The following is a 17,599-nucleotide window of genomic DNA, read 5'->3' on the forward strand; positions in this document are numbered from 1 at the left end:
TTCGGTCGGTCACGCCGTCGCGTTCTCCTGTAGTCGATGCGCGTAGCGTTGCACCAGCGCGGCGTCCTCAACTCGGTCGGGCGAGGAGAACCCGGCGCGCTGGGCATCGACCTCCTCGTCGCCGGAGTCGCCGTCGCTGTTCTCGTAGTTCCAGTCGCGGTCACCCTCACCGCCGGGACTCGCGCTGACTGCGGCAGAGAGGTTCTCAGAGCCGGCAGTCACGTCGGTCGGGTCGCCCAGAATCTCGTCGCCGGATTTGAGGTCGGCGGTCTGGTTCGTGAGCGGGCGGTCGGTGGGGCCGCCGGCATCCGGCCCCGCACCCGCCTCCGAGGACCCGAGGCCCAAATCGACGCCCACGACCGCGGTCTGGACCGTCGCCAGACTCAGCGCGAGCGCCACCGCCACCGTCGCCGCGAGTCGGGTCGCGTTTAGCAGGCCGACGCTGGAGGTCTCGCGGAGTTTCGCCAGCACGTCGGCGTAGAGCGCTCGCGTCATGGGATTCGGTCGGCCAGTCCCGTCGCCCCAGTCGGATTCGGCCGCGTCGCGGGCGGTCCGAAGCGCCTCGCTGACCGCGGGGTTGGCGGCCTCGAACTGTTCGGCGGCGGGGCGGCGCGAGCGGAGGACGAACTCCCCGGCGAAGGCACCGATGCCGGCGACTACGGCGACCACGGTGCCGAGGTCAGGCGAGGGCAGTCCCGCCGAGGAGAACGCCGCCCTGCCGACCTCGGCCTCCAGCGCGGGGACGCCGACCACGGTGGCCGCGAAATCGACGGCCAGCAGGACGCAGGCCGCATCGACGCTGGCGTAGACCAGCGTCGCCTTCCGGCACTCTCTGCGAATCTCAGCGAGCGCGGCCCGGACCTCGTTCTCCTCGGCCGCGTGTTCGTTCGTTGCAGACTCCTTTTTGTTTGTTTCAGATTTATTTTTGTTTGCTTTGGAAATATTTGCATTTGCTTCGGGGACAGACTCGTCGGTCATGGTCGCACCTCCGCGAGGAGGCCGTCGCCGGTCCGGGCCTCGGTGAGTTCGCTTTCGGACGCCGACCCTGCGCTCGCCCGACTCCGCCGGAGTCGGTCGGGTCGGCGGTAGTCGTTCGACGACGAGTCCTCCAACTCGTCGATTTCGTCCTGAAGGCGGTTGATTTTCGTCCGGAGTTCCTGTATCGTCTCGTTCTTGCGGTTCAGCATCGTCTGCTGGCGCTCGACGGTCTGGTTGACCTGCTCCAGCGTCTCGTTGCGAGTGTCGGCCCGCGATTCGAGGCGGTCGATGGTCCGGTTGAGTTCTTCGGTGCGGTCCTCGGCGGCCTCGAACTGGCGTTTCAGCCTGTCGCGCTCGTCTTTCAGTCGCGCGAGCCGATTTCTGGCCGTCTCCAACTTCCCTTCGGTCGTGTTGAGTTCCGACTGGGTGGCGTTGAGTCGCTTCTCGGTCGCCCGCAACTGCTTGGACACCTCCTGAATGTCCGAGAGTCGGGTCTGAAGCGACTGGTTGATGTTCCGGAGCGTGCGATTCAGTTCCTCGACCCGATTCTGCTTGGCCTTCACTTTCGCCGATAGCTCCTCGTTCTCGTCGGCCAACTGCTGGTTCTCGGTCCGTAGTTGGTCCACCGACTCCTGATAGTAGACCGTCGTGCCGACCAGTCCGAACGCCGACAGGCCGACGAGGAGCGCCAGCGCGACGTTGATTGTGTCACCGATGTAACTCATGGAATCACTCCCTGACCGCGATAGCGCCCGAGTCGCCGGGCGCAGATTTCCCCGACGAGGACGACCAACCCTGCCAGCAGGGCTATCCAGTCCCACGACCGCTCAACGTGGCGCTTCCGGGTCGCCTGTCGCTCGATTGCCGAGGCGATGGCCGCGGGTCGGCGCGGCGAGAACGCCCGGCCGCCGGTCCGCTCGACCACCTGTTTGAGTCCCGAGGCCACGCCGAGGCTGGCGTACTCGGCCGGGTAGTTGACGGCGTAGGCGCTCCCCGGAAGTTCGCGGTAGCCAACTTCGGTCGGGACCTCCTCGGCCTCGTAGCGCCCCGGCGCGACCGCCGAAAACGAGAGGCCGGATTTCTCGGCGCTTTCCGGGGGATTCTGTCCGGCGTAGACCACGGTCGTCGGTTCGCCGACGCGGGTGTCGGGCGAGGAGACCACGCCGGTCGCCTTGCGCTGGGGGTCGCCGATGGCCCAGTTCACCGACCGCGAGAGCAACAGCGAGTCGGGTTTCTCCCGCAGGTCGCCGAGGCCGCCGTCGGGTCCGTAGGCGGTGACGGCGGCGACTCGCCCGAGGCCGAACCGCCACGTCGAGATGGCGGGTGCGCCGTAGCCCGTGGCCACCAGTAGGTCCGCGCCCGGCTTGACGCGGACCTCGTTCGACCCCGGAAGGCTCGCTGTCGGCGAAATTCCGCGGGTGACGAAGTGACCGTCGTCCACCACGACGGCGTGGTCGCCGCTGTACCGCCGGTTCGGGCCGCCGAACTCGACCCGGAGGCGGTTGGTCTGGTCGGCCAGCAGGAAGGTGCCGTCTGTCCGGTCGGCGACTCCTCGGAGGAGGCCCTCGTTGACGCTCCCGACGCCGACGCTGACGACCCGGACGTTCCGGTCGGCGAGTGTCTCGGCCGCCCCGAATGCGGGTTTCGGCGAGTCTCGACCGTCGCTCAGGAGGATGACCGTGCCGCCCTCGTCGCCGAGGACCTTCGACGCGCCGAGCAGTCCCTTCCCGATGTTGGTACTCCCGCCGCTCCGGAGGCTCCGAATCTTGCGCTTCAACTTCGCTCGCCCGGATTTCAGCGACGTGAGGTCGGCGACCCGGTAGGCGTTGCCGTCGAACGCGACCACGCCGGCCTCGTTGCGGTCCCCGAGTTGCGAGAGGACGTCGAGCGCAAGCGCCTTCTGGACTCGCATCCCGGCCTTCGCGCTTCCGGACACGTCCACCGCCAGCACGACACGGGACTTCTGCCCGGTCGAACCGCCGGGCCGGACCGGGAGGAGCGACGAGATGCGGGAGTTGTCGTACCGGCCCTTCTCGTAGGCGCGTTCGCCGCCGACCACGACGAGGCCGCCGCCGTCGATGACGTGGCCTTGGAGCGCGCCGACGTTGCCGAGGTCCGGGCCGGCCACGTCCTGCACGACCACGGCGTAGTAGTCGCTCAGGTTCGCGGGGACCGACTTCGCTCGGGTCACGTCGTAGAGGTTCCGGAGATACGTTTCGAGGGCGTAGTCGCCCCGACTCACGTAGAGGACGCGAGGCTGTTCGACCACCTGCACCGTCTTCCGGGACACGTCGTTGACCGCGAAGGCGTCCTCGACGGTGCCCGAGACGCGGGCCGTGACCCGGTGGGGACCGGTCTCGCTGAAGTTGTGCGACAGCGAGAGGGTGCCGTCTTTCGGAACCGCTCGGGAGACGACCTGCGAGCCATCCACCGAGACCGTGACTTTCGCACCCGCCGGCGACTCCTCGACGCCCGCCACGCGGACGCCGAATCGGCTCTCGACGCCGACGCTGGCCTTCCGCGGGCCGGAGAGGGTAACCCGAACGTCAGACCGGTTCGACGTGAGTCGGACTCGGTTGACCGTCGCGTTGACCTCCTCGGCGAGGTCCCCGGCCCGAGACAGCGACGTGCCGCCCGTGACCTGCCCGTCCGAGACCACCAGCAGGCTGGCGTTCGGCCGGAGGTTGGCGACCACGCCCTCGCCGATTCGGGACCGGTTTTTCGCGCCAATCGTGACGCGGTTCACCGCGACGCCCTCCTGCTCGATGTCAGATTCGAGGTTGTCGGCGACCGGCGAGTGGACGCCCATGCTGGCCGACTGGTCCACCAGCATCGTGACCTGCGGGTCGCCCGCCGTGGTCGCGGTGGTGACGGTCGTCGGCCCGGCGGCGGCGGTCACGAGGCAGGCGACGACGACGAGTCGGGTCCCAAAGAGCGCGAGACGAGCGCGCCGGCCGGGGTCGCTGTCGGCCGACTTTGGTTCTGCTTCCGATTCCGACTCGTCGCCGCCTCGCCGGACGACCAGCAACCACAGGACCACTGCGGCGACCGGCACGCCCCCGAAGACGACCGGTCGGGCGAACTCGACCGACGCACCGATGGGGAGGTTCGACAGGAGACTCATCACAGGTCACCCCGGTAGCGCAGGAAGGCCATCTCCAGCAGGACCAGCAGGACCGCAAGCCCCGCGACGGCCGGCGTCAACTTCTGGGGAACGGTCGCCGTCTCGGTGTCGCTGGCCGTCGCTCCGCCGGCCGTCTCTCCGGCCTCGATTGCTGGCGCGGTGACGTTCGACTCGTCGGCGCTGGCCAGCGACGCGGCGTACCGCTGTCCTCCGGCCTCGTAGAAGCCGACCTGCCGGAAGGCGAGGACCCCGGCCTCGCGCGTTCCGTCGGGCGTCGTGACCGTCGCGTTGCCCCCGAGCGGGAGGGTGGTCCCGGTCCGGCGGTTCATCGCCGACAGCGAGCGCCGGCCGGTGAGTTCGTAGGCGACGCGCTTCCAGAACACCGGATACCGGTAGTTGTGTTCGAACGACGAGTTGTTGGCGGGGTAGCCGTAGTAGAACACCCGGCCCCCATCCAGCGGTGCAGTGGCCAACAGAGGAGTCCCGTTGACCGTCCGGAGGTGGGCTTTCCCGGCCAGCAGGTCGGCCCGGACGTAGCTCTGCGGGGCCGGGAAGGTCACGTCCTCCGTGACCGGCGACGGGTCTGGTTGGTTGACCGCCGGGTCGGTGGCGGTCCCGTTGGGTGCGACCGGGAGGAGGTCGCCGTACCCCACCGCCGAGAGGTTCGACTGGGCCTGAATCACGACGCCGCCGCCCGACGAGAGCGTCTCGCGGGCGACCCCGAGCGTCCCGTCAAGGAGTCGGCCGGGAGCCACCTCGCTGAAGACCACGAGGTCGTAGGACTTCGAGATGGACGCCGGCGGGTGCTTGACCGTGACCTGTGTCCCGCGGACGACCTCCAGTGCGGTGGTCAGGGGCCGATTCTCGTCGTTGGTCACGACCAGCACGTCGATTGTTGGCTCCTCGGGGGCCGCGATTGGCAGGCGGTCGTCAACCGGGAAATCGTCGCCGGGCGCGAGTCGGAGTTGGCCGCCGCCCGCCGGAACCGGGAGCGTGGCGGTGGCGACTTCGCCCGGCCCGAGCGCGAGTGACTCCTCGGCCTCGCCGAGGACGACTTCGCGGGTCGCTCTCTCGGTCCCGAAGTTCTTCACCCGGACCGTCGCGGTGCCGTTGGCGAACGACGACCCGACGACGCCGACGTTTTCTGGGCCACCGCCCGCGAACTGCCGGAGCGAGACCGAGTAGCCTCTGGCCCGCGCTGACGCCACCGCGGTCCGCCAGTCACCGCCCGCGAAGTCGCTCAGGACGACGATTCGGGCGTCGTCGCTTGCCACCGCGACAGCGCGACTGACTGCTCCTCGGAGGTCGGTGTGCCCGGCAGTGACCCGCAGGTCCGAGAGGACGGCCTCGGCTTCTGTCGGCGGCGCGCGCCGGGTGAGGACGGCGGTCTCGGTGCCCGCGACGACGACGGAGGTCTCCCCGGTCGCGGCATCTCTCGCTGACCCGACTGCCCGGTCGAAGCGGGTTTCGCCGCCGACCTCAGTCGCCATGCTCGCGGTGGCGTCCACCACGACGACCGTCTCCGAGACGGTCCGGTCCTCCGAAACCGGAACGTAGGGAGCGGCCAACGAGACGGCGACGGCGAGGACCGCGAACAACTGGAGCGCCAACAGCGCGTTTCGCTGGAGCCGCCTCAGCGCGGGGTGTCGGCGACTCTCTCGGCGGTCTCCGAGCAGGAACTCGACCGCGGGGAAGGATAGCTCCTCGGGGTCGGGCTTGAGCAGGTAGAGGACGACGACGGGTATCGCGGCCGCTATCGCAGTGAGACCGAGCGGCCGGAGGAACACCGACGAGAGGGAGTCTGCGAGCGTCACGGCGCGCTCGTCACCTCCGAGTCGGGCAGGTTCACCGGTTGCTGTCGCCGAACGGAACGGGCGGGGCTACGAGTCCGAACCATCGTTGGGGAGTCGCCCGCGTGGAATCTGTTGGAGGGCTAACGGGCGATTTGATGGGTTTGCTCACTCGTTGTGTAAATACTTTTTCATCCGGGGGTCGCGTTGCCCGACCGGCGCAGGATGCGGAAGGACACTTGGTCGTCGGTTTCGCCGTCGGCCTCGACCGTGAGGGTGTAGACGCCGGGTTCGAGACCGTCGGTGTCGAGCGTGACCGCCCAGTTGCCGTCGGTGTTCCAGTCGTGGGTCCAGACGGTCGGGAATCGCCCGGCAGACGGCCCTTCGATGGCCTCGACCCGGATGGTGTTGTCGTCCGGGCGCAGGTTGGTGAACCCGGCGACCACCATCTGCTCGCCCTCGGTTATCCCGTAGATTCCCTCGGGACCGAACTGGCTTTGGGGCGCGACAGTGGTGATTCGGGTGGTGGGTTCGACGTACCGGAACTGCTCGTCGATGAGGAGGTCGTCGCTCCCAGTCTCGTCGGTGGTCTGCCCGAGGAATCGCTCGCGGACCTGCTGAGCGTCGAGCAGGCGGGGTTGGGTTCCGAGGTAGTCGGCCAGCGCGTCGAGTGTCGCGTTGGACCCGTCCGGGAGTCGGCCGTCGCCGGCGATTTCGTCCCTGCCGAGGCCCAACACGTAGGCCTGTATCGGCCCTTCGGCGAGGAGTTGGCCGTCCGCGGTCCGGAGGGGCACGTCCACGTCGAACGACCCGTTTCCGCGCGGGACCTGAATCCGGTCGGTGCCGACCCGGCCTCGGCCGTCAACGAGGACGACCAGCAGTTCCCGGCCGCCGCGGGAGGTCCCCCGAACGGTGACTTCGGTGGTCGAAGTCGGCACCTGTCCGTCGACCGTGACGAAACTGCCCCGGAGGCGCGCCCGGTTCACCCGAATCGGGAGTTGGCCGCTCTCGACCTCCACGAACCGGGCGGGGTCGATGCTCGCCGGGAGGGACTCGTTGGTGCCGACCTCGCTGGCGTTCACCGCGCCGAGTCGGTAGTTTCCGGGGTACGACAGCACCCGGTTGGCGTTCGAGAGGACGAGGTTCCGAACCGACCAGTTGCCCTCGTCGTCCACCGGCACGGCGTCCTCGGGGCCGAACTCGCCGTCCCGGTTCACGTCCAGCAGTTGCCAGTTCCCGCCGCTCCGGGCGTAGAGCGCGACCGACTCGACGCTTTGGTTGGCCGTCCCGCTGACGTTGACCGCCTGTCCGACGAAGTACGATTCGTCGGGCGACGTGATGGCGATGGATTCGTGGGACGCCGACGCCACGGGCGTCCAGAAGGCTCCCAGACCGCCGACTACGACCGCTCCCACGAGCAGGACCGTCAGGACGGATTTCGTTCGCTTCATCTCGATTGCTCCCCCATGCGAACGTATCACGATGCCGCGGTTTATCGGTGTTCGGGGTGCAAAATCGGCGTGCGTTTCACCGGTCGAACCATCTCAGGAGGTAACTCGAACGTCCACCTTCCGCGTCCGCGGCCCATCGCACTCCACGAACAAGACGGACTGCCACGTGCCCATCGCCAGTTCGCCCTCCTCGACCGGGACGCTGACCGACTCGCCAAGCACAGTGGCCCGGAGGTGAGCGTCGGCGTTGTCGTCGATTCGGTCGTGGCGATAGCCGCCGTCGCTCGGCGCGAGGCCCTCGGCGAAGGATTCGATGTCCTCCAGCAGGCCGGACTCGGCCTCTTGGACGACCACCCCGGCGGTGGTGTGGCGGACGAAGACGGTGCAGACGCCCGTGGCGTCGTCCGGGATTTCGTCGGCCACCCGGTCGGTGATGTCCACGGCCTCAGTTCGCTCCTCGGTCTCGACTCCGAACATGCCAGACGCTCGGACGGCGACCGCCGTAGTTGCACCGGAGGACGAGGCTTCGAGCAATTTTTAGTTGTTTCTAAGAATTGTTCCGTTGGGTTAAGCCGTCCGACTCCTCCGACTCGGCGGTTTCGGGTGCTACTTTACTCCCCGAGAGTCAACTCCCACCCACGAATGACCCGAGACGCGCCCGACGTACTCGTCCTGCGGAAGGGAACTCACGGCGTCCCTGTCGCCGAGTTCGCCGACGAACTCCGCGAGCGCCTGCCGGACCGCGACGTGCGCCACGCCCGCACGCCGAGCGAGGAGCGCGAGTTACTCACCCACGCGCCCGTCGTCGCCGGGATGGAACTGGACGAGGACCTGCTGGCCCACGCCGAGGACCTGCGACTGTTCGCCTGCGCCTACGCCGGAACCGGCCACCTGCCGATGGACGCGCTCGAAGACCGCGGCGTGGCGGTGACGAACGCCTCGGGCGTCCACGGGCCGAACATCGGCGAACACGTCGTGGGGAACGTGTTGGTCTTCGCCCGCCGACTCCACGAAGGGTGGCGACGCCAGCGCAAGCGCGAGTGGCGACACTTCCGGTCCCACGAGTTACAGGGGAGTACCGTCACCGTGGTCGGCCTCGGCGCGATTGGACAGTCGGTGGTCGAGCGACTGGAGGGCTTCGGCGTCGAGACCATCGGCGTGCGCTACACCCCCGAGAAGGGCGGCCCGACCGACGAGGTGGTTGGTTTCGGCGAGGAGGACCTGCACGGGGTCCTCGCGCGCACGGACTACCTTATACTAGCCTGCCCGCTGACCGAGACGACCCGCGGGCTAATCGGGAGCGACGAATTCGAGACCCTGCCGCCCGACAGCGTGCTGGTCAACGTCGCCCGCGGGCAGGTGGTCGAAACCGACGCGCTGGTTTCGGCCCTCCGGCGCGGCCACATCCGCGGCGCGGCGCTGGACGTGACCGACCCCGAACCGCTTCCCGAAAATCACCCGCTCTGGAACTTCGAGAACTGCCTCGTCACGCCCCACTGCTCGGGGCACACGCCCGACTACTACTCCCGGTTGGCCGACATCGTGGCCGAGAACGTCCGGCGGTTGGACGACGACGAGGAGTTAGAGAATCGAGTGGTCTGAGGGGCGCGACTCGGGGATTCGGACGAAGCCACTACGCACTCAAAAATCTTCGCCCAATTTCCCATTTTGTGGCAATCTTCGGTGTCTCTAACCCTATCGAGCGACTGTTTTCGAATATGAAGCGCCACATCGACCACGTTTTCCGGGCGATGGCGCACCCGCTCCGGCGCGAGGTCCTGTGCCTCCTCGCTCGGCGAGACGACGGCGTTGCCGAATTGACCGACCTGTCCGAACGACTCGCCGACCGCGCCCCGGACAGGACTGACGAGGAGTTGCAGACGGTACTGTACCACGACCACCTGCCGCGACTCCGCGAGGCCGGACTAGTCGAGTTCGACGACCGAACCGGAACGGCCCGGTACAGAGACGGCCCCCCGTCGGGCCTCGTGGGGACCGCGCTGGCCGACCACCGCGCGTTGCGCGAGTCACAGCAGTCGCACACGTCGAGGTCCAGAATCTGACCTCCCACCGGCAACTAGTTTTATCACGACGACTACCGTCGTTCGAAGCATGCGAAAGCGTATCAAACGAGCGATGAACCGGGCCGAGTACGCGGCCGTCGGAGCGGCCATCGGAGGAGCGGTCGGCGGACTGTTCAGTCGAAACGCCGCCAGTACCGCCGCGGGAGTCGGCGCGCTCGTCGGCGCGACGGTCGGCGAGAAGCGCGGGTCGGTCGATGCGGCGGTGACGAAAGTGACCGAGACGAGGAGTCGCCCGCAGAAGATGCTCCGCAGGAAGTGAGAGGACAGCGCGTCCGGCCGGTCGGTGTTACCCGCCGCGAATCCCGACCGCGACGAGGAGGACGCCGACCCCGCCGCTCGCCAGCACAGCGTACCAGACGACGACCCCGCTTCGGGGGTTCGCGGTCGTCGGGTCCACGGTCGAAAGCACTCCTGCAAGGCCGAGGAAGCACGCGCCGAGCGCAACCGCCGTGAGTCGCACGCCGCGCCGCGTCGGGCCGGGGTCGCCGGGGTCGGCCGCGACGCCGGATTCGAGGACCCCGCGGACCGCGGCGTCGGCCTCGCGGGGAATCACGAGCGAGCGCGGCGTCCCGAAGGTCGCGGTCTCCTCGGCATACGAGAGTCGATAGACGGCGTAACCGCCGACCGTCCAGCGCCGGAAACCGGCCAGCGTCGAACAGTCGATGGTGGTTCCGGTGTCGGTGACTGTTCCGGCAGTGGCGTCGATTTCCCCCTCCGAGGACAACAGACTGGCCAGCGCCAGCGGGAGCGAGACTGTCGCCACGACGAGTGCCGAGAACCAGTCGGTCGGGACGACGAGACTGCCGATAACGAGGAGCGCGAGGCCGCCGACCGATGCTCCCGCGAGTGACCAGCGGCCGAGTTTACGGAGCGCGGGAGTCCGCTTTCGCGGACTGCTCGCGGTGAGATGAGGTGCGGTCCGGGCCAGTCCGACGCCGAACGCCAGCAGGGTTCCGAGACCGAGCGCGTACCGGCCTTCGACCAGCAGGAGGAGGCCGAGACCGAACGCTCCGAGCGCGACAGCGAGTGCGAATCCGCCGATGACGCCGACCGAGACGACGACCAGCGTCCGGAGGAACCGAGAGTTCTCGGGAGTGTGCGACCACGAAACCGTCTCGGAACTGGGAGCCACGAATTTCGTATCGCCCCGGAGAACGTAAATCCTCTCTAAATCCAGCCGTCGCTCTGGAGCAACTCGCCGTTCAGCACCGCCGCGCCCGCCGCGCCGCGGATGGTGTTGTGTGCCAGACAGTTGTACTGGACGCCGGCCGGAGTGGACTGGACGCCGCCCGCCGCGATGGCCATCCCGCCGCCGATGGTCCGGTCGAGTCGAGGTTGGGGTCGGGAGGGGTCCTCGAACACCTCGATGAGTTGGTCGGGCGAACTCGGTAGGTCCAGACTCTCGACCGCTCGGAAGGCGTCTTCGACGTCGGCCTCGGTCGGGTCCTGTTCGGTCTCGGCCCAGACGTTTTCGAGGTGGCCGTCGATGGTCGGCACGCGGTTACACGACGCCGAAACCTCGGCGTCGTGGTGAGAGAGTTCCGCGCCGTCGAACGTTCCCAGTAGCTTTCGGGATTCGGTCTCCATCTTGTCCTCCTCGCCGCCGATGTGGGGAATCACGTTGTCGATGATTTCCATCGAGGACACCCCGGAGTAGCCAGCGCCGGAGACCGCCTGAAGCGTCGAGACGTGAACGCGCTCCAGACCGAACTGGTCGAGCGCGGCCAGCGTCGGGACCATCGTGATGGTCGAGCAGTTGGGATTCTTGACGACTGCGCCGTCCCATCCGCGCTCGTCGCGCTGGACCTCCAGCAGGTCGAGGTGGCCGGGATTGATTTCCGGAATCACGAGCGGCACGTCGTCGGCCATCCGGTCGTTCGACGAGTTCGACGAGAGGACGTAGCCCGCTTTTGCGAACTCGGGTTCAACCTCGTCTGCGACTCCCGAGGGGAGCGACGAAAACAGCAGGTCAACGTCGTCGGGGACCTCGCTGGGGTCGGTCGCGCGCACCGTCAAATCCGCCGCCTCTGCGGGTATCGGAGAATCGACCCGCCACTTGGCGGCCTCGCTGTAGGAGAGGCCCGCGCTGTCTTCGCTCGCCGTTACTGCCGCCAGTTCGAATTCGGAATGGCCGTCCAGCAGTTGGATACATCGCTGGCCGACCGCGCCCGTCGCGCCGAGGACGCCGACTCGTACAGACATACTGGTGGGTAGGGCGTCAGGCCGGCAAAACGGTTTGGGTATCACCACCATTTTCCGACTGTTCGGACGGCGGTGGCGGGTGATGGGAGACGACGAGTCCCGGTCACGTTCGACGGATGTCCTCGCCCGTCCAGAACCGCTCCTGAATCCTGCCACACATATATAGGTTTCTTTGAGACAACTTCTAGTTTTCTTCGAGTTTCTGTGGAATGCTTGAGTCGCATTTTCGGCGGTTCGTGCGCGCAGTGACGCCGCTCAGTCGCCACTGTTCGCTGGTCGGTTTCGACGCGCCGGAGAATAGCCTCGCCGAAGTACTCGCCGAGTTACTGCTTGCGCGTGACGTAGCCCGCGATGCGGTTGCGGACGCCCTTCGACTCGATGTTAGTCAGCTTGTTCACGCTCTCCTTGTTCTGCTCGAAGTCGGTCGTGAAGGCTTCGGGGTACCGCTCCAGCAGGATTCGCCCCGTCTTCTTTACGTAGTCGGGTTTGATTGCCATACTCGACAATTTCCCGTTGGCGACCTTAAAAGCATTCGTTCGGGCCGGAGCGACTCGCCGCAAAATTCGTAAGGGTAATGAAGGTGGAATCGGCACCAAGAGCTAATAACCGTGCGTGGAACTGACCGAGATACCGACAGGGCTATCGAAGGCGACGCTGTGGACCGGGAGTTCGAGAGAGAACTCGAAGCACTCGTCCTGCAAGCGTTCGGCGAAGGCAAGGAGATAGAGGGCGTCTGGGACCTCGAATACGAGCCGGACGAGATTCCGAACTGGACCGTGACCATCGACCGCAAGGACGGCATCTGAGGCTACTCGCCGACGTACTCGCCCAATCGGTCCAGCGCCGCGCGCACTCGGTCGTCGCCGCACTTTCTGCCGATCTCCTCGAAGTAGTCGAGACGCTCGCGGAGTTTTTTGTCGTCGTACTCCGGCACGTCGAGGCGTGAGGCCGCAACCGTCGCCTCCACGACGGCGGGGAATCCCCTGCCGGTGGTCGGGACCGTCTCGCGCTCGACGCCCGACTCCCGAGGACGAAGCGCCCACTCCTCCCACCGCGTCTCGCCGGACTCGCCCGAATCGACCCGCTCGGCCTCGACTTCGACCCACGCGTCGGCCGAGTCGAGGAGTGGCTCGTCGAGTTCGTAAATCGAGAGCGTCGCGTCCACGAAGTCCACCGGGTCGCGGGCGAACTGGACGTAGCCGCCGCCCTGCCGGTGGAAGTTGCGCCGGGTCCGGGTGTTGCCCCACGTTCGGGCGGTCACGGGGTCGGCGTCCGATTCGGGCGCGTGGAGACCGAGCGCGGCCACGTTCCACAGGTCGTTGGGACCGAGCGTGGTCACGAGCGACTCGGTGACGCCCCGGAGTTCGACCGGCCACTCTGCGGTGGACCTGTCTTCGTCGGTCACACCGACACCTCCCCGCGGGCCAGCGCGACGAACAGTCCGCCAGCAGTGATGTCGGCGGTCGTGCCGGGGTTCACGCCGTCCTTGACCAGCGAGTCGGCGAAGGCCTCGACCACCTCGGGACCGGCCTCCAGCGCCTGCTGGGCGCGGACCCGGACGCTCTCGGCGGTCTTCTGGCCGTGTTTCTTCGCCACGAGGGTATCGGGTTCCCGCCCGAGGAGTTCGAGATAGACCCGCGCTCCTCGAGCCGAGGCCGGCCCATCCAACTCCGCGAGGCGATTCGCGGCCCAGAAAGTGCGCTCGAAGTCGGTGGTCCACTCGCGGGCCACCCCATCCTCGTCGTCGCCCATCGCCATCACGTCGGAGAGGGTGACCCCGCGATTTTCGACCGCCGGAATCGCGTCGCTTCCCCGGCGAACGTCGAGGTCTTCGGCGTCTTCGGGCGGGTCGTCCACGAACACGTCGGCGTGGTCGAACGCCCGGAAGAAGTTCGCGGCGTCCTCGACTGTTGTATTTTTCACCACGCGCGCGACCCCCTCCGGCGTGGGTTTCCCGTCCGGATGTTCGACAGCGGCCCGGACGAGGGGCACCAGCAGGAGGAGCGCGCCGAACTGGGTGTTGCCACCCTCCTGCTGGCTCATCCCGGCGACGGCCTCCTCGAAGGCCTCGCCGACTGGTGCGCCCTTCTGGGCCGCCCGGAGGCCCGGTCCCGCGCCGACCGCACCGGCGAGGAAGTGGTCGAACCGGAGGTCCGGAAAATCCCGGTCCCGGTCCACGTTGCCCGGTTTGGGCGTGCCGGCGACTTCCAGCAGGAGCGCGAGTTGGGCGTCCTCGGCGGGCGTCATGGGTTCGCCTCCAGTCGGTGTTCTGCCTCGAACCAGTCGTCTACCGCGCGCCGAACTCGCCGGAGGACCGCGGGGTCGTCGCTCGGCCTGCCGACGCTCACCGCGTCTGCGCCGTAGGCCAGATACTCCCTGACGGTGGCCTCGTCGCGGACGCCATTGTTGGCGACGACGAACAGGTCCGACTCGTCGGCGACTTCGGCCACCTCGGCGACCACGCCCTCCGAGTCCATCGCGTCGATGTGGATGGCGTCACCGCCCGCGTCGGCGACGATGCGGGCGATTTCGGGCAGGTCCACGCCGTCGAGTTCGGCCCGGACTTTGACGCTGACTGCGGGGCCTTCGCTCGCGGCGGTTTCGACCTGCTCGCGGAGTCGGTCGGGATTTCGCAGGAGAGATTCGCCAGCGCCCGCTCTGCACATCTCGTCCTGCCGGCAGTGGGCGTTGAGTTCGAGGAGGGCGTCGCGGTCAGCGCAGACTGCGGCGACTTCCCGGAGGGGCGGGAGCGAGGCGGTCCGGACGTTGAATCCGGCCCGGAGGTCGGCGTCTTCGAGCGCAGAGAGTTGGCGGTCCACGAAGGCGATTGGGTCGTCGGGCAGGAACTCGTCGCGGTCGCGTTCGACCATCTCGACAGCGGCCTCGCGGGTCGGGCCATCGAGGGCGATGCCCCCGAGGAGGGCGGCACCGGCGAACTCCTCGGCGCTCTCGGCCCAGTCGGCGTCGGACTGGCCGCTGAGGCTGGCGAGGACGAGTCGTGGCTCGAACATCACACCACCTCCAGCGCGTCGGCGACGGCGCGGGCCACCCGGTCGGCGTCCTCGTCGTCGTTCATCTCGGTATCGGTCTTGATTACCGGGCGGTCGAGGTCGGTGTCGTCGTGGTCGTCAAGCACGAAAGCGTCGGCGAAGGGGTAGGCCTCTGCGACACCTTTTGTCGAGGGGTCGAAGCCGACGCCTTCCATCAGGTCGGCCGCCGGGCCGGAGAACACTCGGTCCTCGACGAAGGGCGAGATTGCGACCACGGTGGTCGATTCGAGCGCGTCGTGGAGTTCGTCAAGGGCGAGCATCGGCCCGATGCTGGTGACGGGATTCGAGGGGCCGATGACGACCGGTCCCTCCTCGATTGCGCCGAGGACGGCCGGGGTCGGGTCGGCGGATTCGGCACCGCGGAACTCGACGTGTTCGACCTCGGGGTCGGCGCGGTGGGCGACCCAGTACTCCTGAAAGTGCATCTCGTCGCGGTACTCGTCGGACTCCTCGGGGGTGTGGACGATGGAGGCCACCGGGTCGTCGCTCATCGGCACCACGTCTACCGGTACGTCGAAGGCGTCGGCGAGAGTGCGGGTGACCTCGGTGAGGCTCTGGCCCTCGTCCAGCAGGCCGGTCCGGGTGATGTGGACCGCCCTATCGTGGTCGCCCAGTTCCATGAACTCCGCGACGCCGGAGAAGCGCCGCCAGCGCGAGAGTTCGCGGCCCGCGGTCTGGGCCTCGTCGGGCAGGTACCGCGGTCCGCCTTCGAGACCCACAGCGTCGGCGAGCGCGTGGAGTTCCTCGTGGGTCTCGGTGGTGTCCTCGGCGATTCCCCACCAGTACTCGCGGTCCAACACGCCGCCCTGCTCAAAGAGGACGGTATCCACGTCCGGGCAGACGAGGAGTCCACCCAACTCCACGTCGTCGCCGGTGTTAGCGACCACGGTGGTCTCGCTCGGGTCGAAGACCTCCTCGGCACCGGCGAGGAGCTTCGGGGTTCCGGTCCCCCCGGAGAGAAACGTCGTCATGGTGGGAGGTGCGTGTTCGGGGAGGTAAACGCTTGTGCTGTCCCTCGGTGGTCGGGGATGATTTCGGTTTCGAGAGTCCTCACCCGGTTACGCTGTGTCGCCACAGACCCGACGGCAATACGCTGTGTCGCCACAGACCCGACGGCAATCGTGACTGTGAACACTTCTCGAAGCCCCCGCCCGGTCGCGGTCGCTGGCCGGCATATCTGGGCCTCTCCGCAATGCCCGGCCCAGATAGGGGCCGACCAGCGACTAAAGTACACGCGACCGGGCGGCCCCTTCATCCAACCCTACCGGTTGTTCAGATGGGCGCTTGCCGGTGGATTGGTCCGTCGGGCGGCGCTCGGTGGACTGTTGACCGAGCGTCTGCCGGTGGACGACTGAGCGAAGCGAAGGAGGAGGTTGGGGAGGACGAGGTTCGGGGGGTTGCGGTGACGCCTCGGCTTACGCCTGAAGCTAGCTCCCCCTCTCGAACCTCTTTCAGTCGCTCCGCCGAAGTAGAGACAACATAATATGTGGTAAAGAAACAATTACAATCTCTAAATAATTAAATAGAATGCTGTATCCTGCTCCCCAACCCCGCCGAAACGCCCGCGTCACTCCATCTACTCCCGGCGGTTTTTATACGAAGCCGGCTAACCCCGTAATATGAAGACAATCAAGGACAGCGTTCACGACCACATCGAGGTCGAGGGCGTCGCTCGCGCCTTGTTCGACACGCCTGCGGTCCAGCGACTCCGGCGCATCAAGCAGTTGGGACCGGCCCACCTCGTCTATCCCTCCGCGAACCACACCCGGTTCGAGCATAGCCTCGGCGTCTACCATCTGGCCTGCGAGGCCCTCGACCACCTCCGGATTCAGGGCAAGCAGGCCGAGCGCGTCCGCGCGGCGGCCATCCTCCACGACATCGGCCACGCGCCTTACAGCCACACCATCGAGGAGGTCGTCCACCGCCACACCGGCAAGTACCACGACGACGTTCACGACCTCATCGCCGAGAACGAGGTCGGCGACGTGCTTCGGGACCACGGCCACGACCCCGACGCCATCGCGGACCTCATCGCTGGCGACGGCAAACTCGGCCAACTCGTCTCGGGCGAACTCGACGTGGACCGGATGGACTACCTCGTGCGTGACGCCCACCACACCGGCGTCCCCTACGGCACCATCGACCACGCCCGCCTCGTCCGGGAGTTGACCCTCGTGGACGACGAACTGGTCTTGGAGGAGGGCAACGTCCCGACGGCCGAGAGCCTGCTCCTCGCTCGCGCGCTGATGAACCCGACCGTCTACAACCACCACGTGACTCGCATCTGCCGGGGCATCCTCCAGCGCGCCAGCGAGCGCCTGCTTTCGGAGTCCGACGTGACCGCCGACGAGTTACGCCGGATGGACGACCACGACTTCTTCGCCGCGCTTCGTTCGACCTCTGCGACCGAGGAGTACGCCCGACGCCTCGGCGAGCGTGACCTCTACAAGCGAGCGGTCTGGGTCGAGATGGACGACGTGCCCGAGGACGTCATCGACGCCGACCACGACGAAATCCGCGATTTCGAGGCCGACATCGCCGACGCCGCCGAGGTCGAACCGAGCGACGTCATCATCGACGTGCTGAGTCGCCCGAGCATGACCGAGTCCTCCTCGCGGGTCATCGTCAACAACGAGATTCGTCAGTTGGACCAGCAGTCCACACTGGTCTCGGCGCTCCAGTACGTCCAGCGCGAGCAGTGGCGACTCGGCGTCTACGCCCCCGACGGCGACACCGAGGCGGTCGGCCACGCCGCCGAGTCGGTGCTGGGACTGGAAACCGACGGCGCGCTGGTCAACGAAATTCGGTCGCCCGGCCAGCGCACGACGCTGGACCAGTTCGAGTAGCCCAGAACCTCGACCACCGAAAACCATTGTTTTATATTACATACGTTTGCGGAGGATATAAATCGAGAGGGACG

Annotated in this window: 19 protein-coding genes; 6 read left to right on the forward strand and 13 right to left on the reverse strand. The window is 67.4% G+C overall.

All coding sequences use genetic code 11. The features are described 5' to 3' along the window. Positions 1-9: 9 nt before the first annotated feature. The 6 genes from P2T57_RS06465 to P2T57_RS06490 form a co-directional block, all read right to left on the reverse strand. Positions 10-978 (reverse strand): DUF7502 family protein, encoded by a 969-nt coding sequence (locus tag P2T57_RS06465; protein ID WP_276301667.1) that lies wholly within the window; start codon positions 976-978, stop codon positions 10-12. Further along, a complete protein-coding gene (locus tag P2T57_RS06470) occupies positions 975-1,703 on the reverse strand; it encodes a coiled-coil domain-containing protein (protein ID WP_276301668.1) in 729 nt (242 codons plus the stop codon). Before P2T57_RS06470 ends, P2T57_RS06465 begins: the two co-directional genes overlap by 4 nt. Beyond that, positions 1,700-4,102, reverse strand: a complete 2,403-nt coding sequence (locus tag P2T57_RS06475) for a vWA domain-containing protein (protein ID WP_276301669.1) — start codon at positions 4,100-4,102, stop codon at positions 1,700-1,702. Before P2T57_RS06475 ends, P2T57_RS06470 begins: the two co-directional genes overlap by 4 nt. Then, entirely contained in the window at positions 4,102-5,916 is a 1,815-nt protein-coding gene (locus P2T57_RS06480) for a vWA domain-containing protein (RefSeq protein WP_276301670.1), read from the reverse strand. The genes P2T57_RS06475 and P2T57_RS06480 overlap by 1 nt, the downstream gene beginning before the upstream one ends. A 167-nt stretch (positions 5,917-6,083) precedes the next feature. After that, complete coding sequence (locus tag P2T57_RS06485; protein WP_276301671.1) at positions 6,084-7,343, reverse strand: hypothetical protein; 1,260 nt, start codon at positions 7,341-7,343, stop codon at positions 6,084-6,086. A 93-nt stretch (positions 7,344-7,436) separates the two neighbouring features. After that, entirely contained in the window at positions 7,437-7,820 is a 384-nt protein-coding gene (locus P2T57_RS06490; RefSeq protein ID WP_276301672.1) for a secondary thiamine-phosphate synthase enzyme YjbQ, read from the reverse strand. A 165-nt stretch (positions 7,821-7,985) separates the two neighbouring features. Between P2T57_RS06490 and P2T57_RS06495 the strand changes: the two genes are divergently transcribed. The 3 genes from P2T57_RS06495 to P2T57_RS06505 all read left to right on the forward strand — a co-directional run bounded on the left by P2T57_RS06495 (position 7,986) and on the right by P2T57_RS06505 (position 9,686). After that, positions 7,986-8,945 carry a D-2-hydroxyacid dehydrogenase gene (locus P2T57_RS06495; protein WP_276301673.1) on the forward strand — a complete coding sequence of 320 codons (960 nt, stop codon included), beginning with the start codon at positions 7,986-7,988 and terminating at the stop codon, positions 8,943-8,945. A gap of 116 nt (positions 8,946-9,061) precedes the next feature. Next, the gene (locus P2T57_RS06500; protein ID WP_276301674.1) at positions 9,062-9,406 is read left to right on the forward strand and encodes an ArsR/SmtB family transcription factor; all 345 of its coding nucleotides are present in this window, start codon (positions 9,062-9,064) and stop codon (positions 9,404-9,406) included. A gap of 49 nt (positions 9,407-9,455) precedes the next feature. Further along, a complete protein-coding gene (locus P2T57_RS06505; RefSeq protein ID WP_276301675.1) occupies positions 9,456-9,686 on the forward strand; it encodes a glycine zipper 2TM domain-containing protein in 231 nt (76 codons plus the stop codon). Between the two features lie 27 nt (positions 9,687-9,713). Here P2T57_RS06505 and P2T57_RS06510 read toward each other — a convergent pair whose 3' ends face one another. The 3 genes from P2T57_RS06510 to P2T57_RS06520 all read right to left on the reverse strand — a co-directional run bounded on the left by P2T57_RS06510 (position 9,714) and on the right by P2T57_RS06520 (position 12,126). Further along, on the reverse strand, positions 9,714-10,559 hold the full coding sequence (locus P2T57_RS06510; protein ID WP_276301676.1) for a hypothetical protein: 846 nt from the start codon (positions 10,557-10,559) through the stop codon (positions 9,714-9,716). A 35-nt stretch (positions 10,560-10,594) separates the two neighbouring features. After that, entirely contained in the window at positions 10,595-11,629 is a 1,035-nt protein-coding gene (gene asd / locus P2T57_RS06515; protein WP_276301677.1) for an aspartate-semialdehyde dehydrogenase, read from the reverse strand. A 323-nt stretch (positions 11,630-11,952) separates the two neighbouring features. After that, positions 11,953-12,126 (reverse strand): 30S ribosomal protein S17e, encoded by a 174-nt coding sequence (locus P2T57_RS06520; RefSeq protein WP_276301678.1) that lies wholly within the window; start codon positions 12,124-12,126, stop codon positions 11,953-11,955. A 111-nt stretch (positions 12,127-12,237) separates the two neighbouring features. On the opposite strand from P2T57_RS06520, the gene P2T57_RS06525 reads away from it, so the two are divergent. Beyond that, the gene (locus P2T57_RS06525; RefSeq protein WP_276301679.1) at positions 12,238-12,435 is read left to right on the forward strand and encodes a hypothetical protein; all 198 of its coding nucleotides are present in this window, start codon (positions 12,238-12,240) and stop codon (positions 12,433-12,435) included. A 2-nt stretch (positions 12,436-12,437) separates the two neighbouring features. Here the strand turns inward: P2T57_RS06525 and P2T57_RS06530 are convergent, their stop codons facing one another. Genes P2T57_RS06530 through cofD form a run of 4 tightly spaced genes read right to left on the reverse strand, consistent with a single transcriptional unit; the run spans position 12,438 to position 15,650 of the window. Continuing rightward, a complete protein-coding gene (locus P2T57_RS06530; RefSeq protein WP_276301680.1) occupies positions 12,438-13,034 on the reverse strand; it encodes a DUF447 domain-containing protein in 597 nt (198 codons plus the stop codon). Beyond that, positions 13,031-13,876, reverse strand: a complete 846-nt coding sequence (locus tag P2T57_RS06535) for a triphosphoribosyl-dephospho-CoA synthase (protein WP_276301681.1) — start codon at positions 13,874-13,876, stop codon at positions 13,031-13,033. The genes P2T57_RS06530 and P2T57_RS06535 overlap by 4 nt, the downstream gene beginning before the upstream one ends. Further along, positions 13,873-14,640 (reverse strand): tRNA-dihydrouridine synthase, encoded by a 768-nt coding sequence (locus tag P2T57_RS06540; protein WP_276301682.1) that lies wholly within the window; start codon positions 14,638-14,640, stop codon positions 13,873-13,875. Before P2T57_RS06540 ends, P2T57_RS06535 begins: the two co-directional genes overlap by 4 nt. Next, positions 14,640-15,650, reverse strand: a complete 1,011-nt coding sequence (gene cofD, locus P2T57_RS06545) for a 2-phospho-L-lactate transferase (RefSeq protein ID WP_276301683.1) — start codon at positions 15,648-15,650, stop codon at positions 14,640-14,642. The genes P2T57_RS06540 and cofD overlap by 1 nt, the downstream gene beginning before the upstream one ends. 150 nt (positions 15,651-15,800) lie before the next feature. Between cofD and P2T57_RS06550 the strand changes: the two genes are divergently transcribed. Together P2T57_RS06550 and P2T57_RS06555 are read left to right on the forward strand one after the other, a co-directional pair. After that, positions 15,801-16,034, forward strand: a complete 234-nt coding sequence (locus P2T57_RS06550; RefSeq protein WP_276301684.1) for a hypothetical protein — start codon at positions 15,801-15,803, stop codon at positions 16,032-16,034. A 264-nt stretch (positions 16,035-16,298) separates the two neighbouring features. Next, the gene (locus P2T57_RS06555; RefSeq protein ID WP_276301685.1) at positions 16,299-17,525 is read left to right on the forward strand and encodes an HD domain-containing protein; all 1,227 of its coding nucleotides are present in this window, start codon (positions 16,299-16,301) and stop codon (positions 17,523-17,525) included. Positions 17,526-17,599 lie beyond the last annotated feature (74 nt).

The organism is Halorussus lipolyticus, assembly GCF_029338375.1.
Taxonomy (GTDB): Archaea; Halobacteriota; Halobacteria; order Halobacteriales; family Haladaptataceae; genus Halorussus; species Halorussus lipolyticus.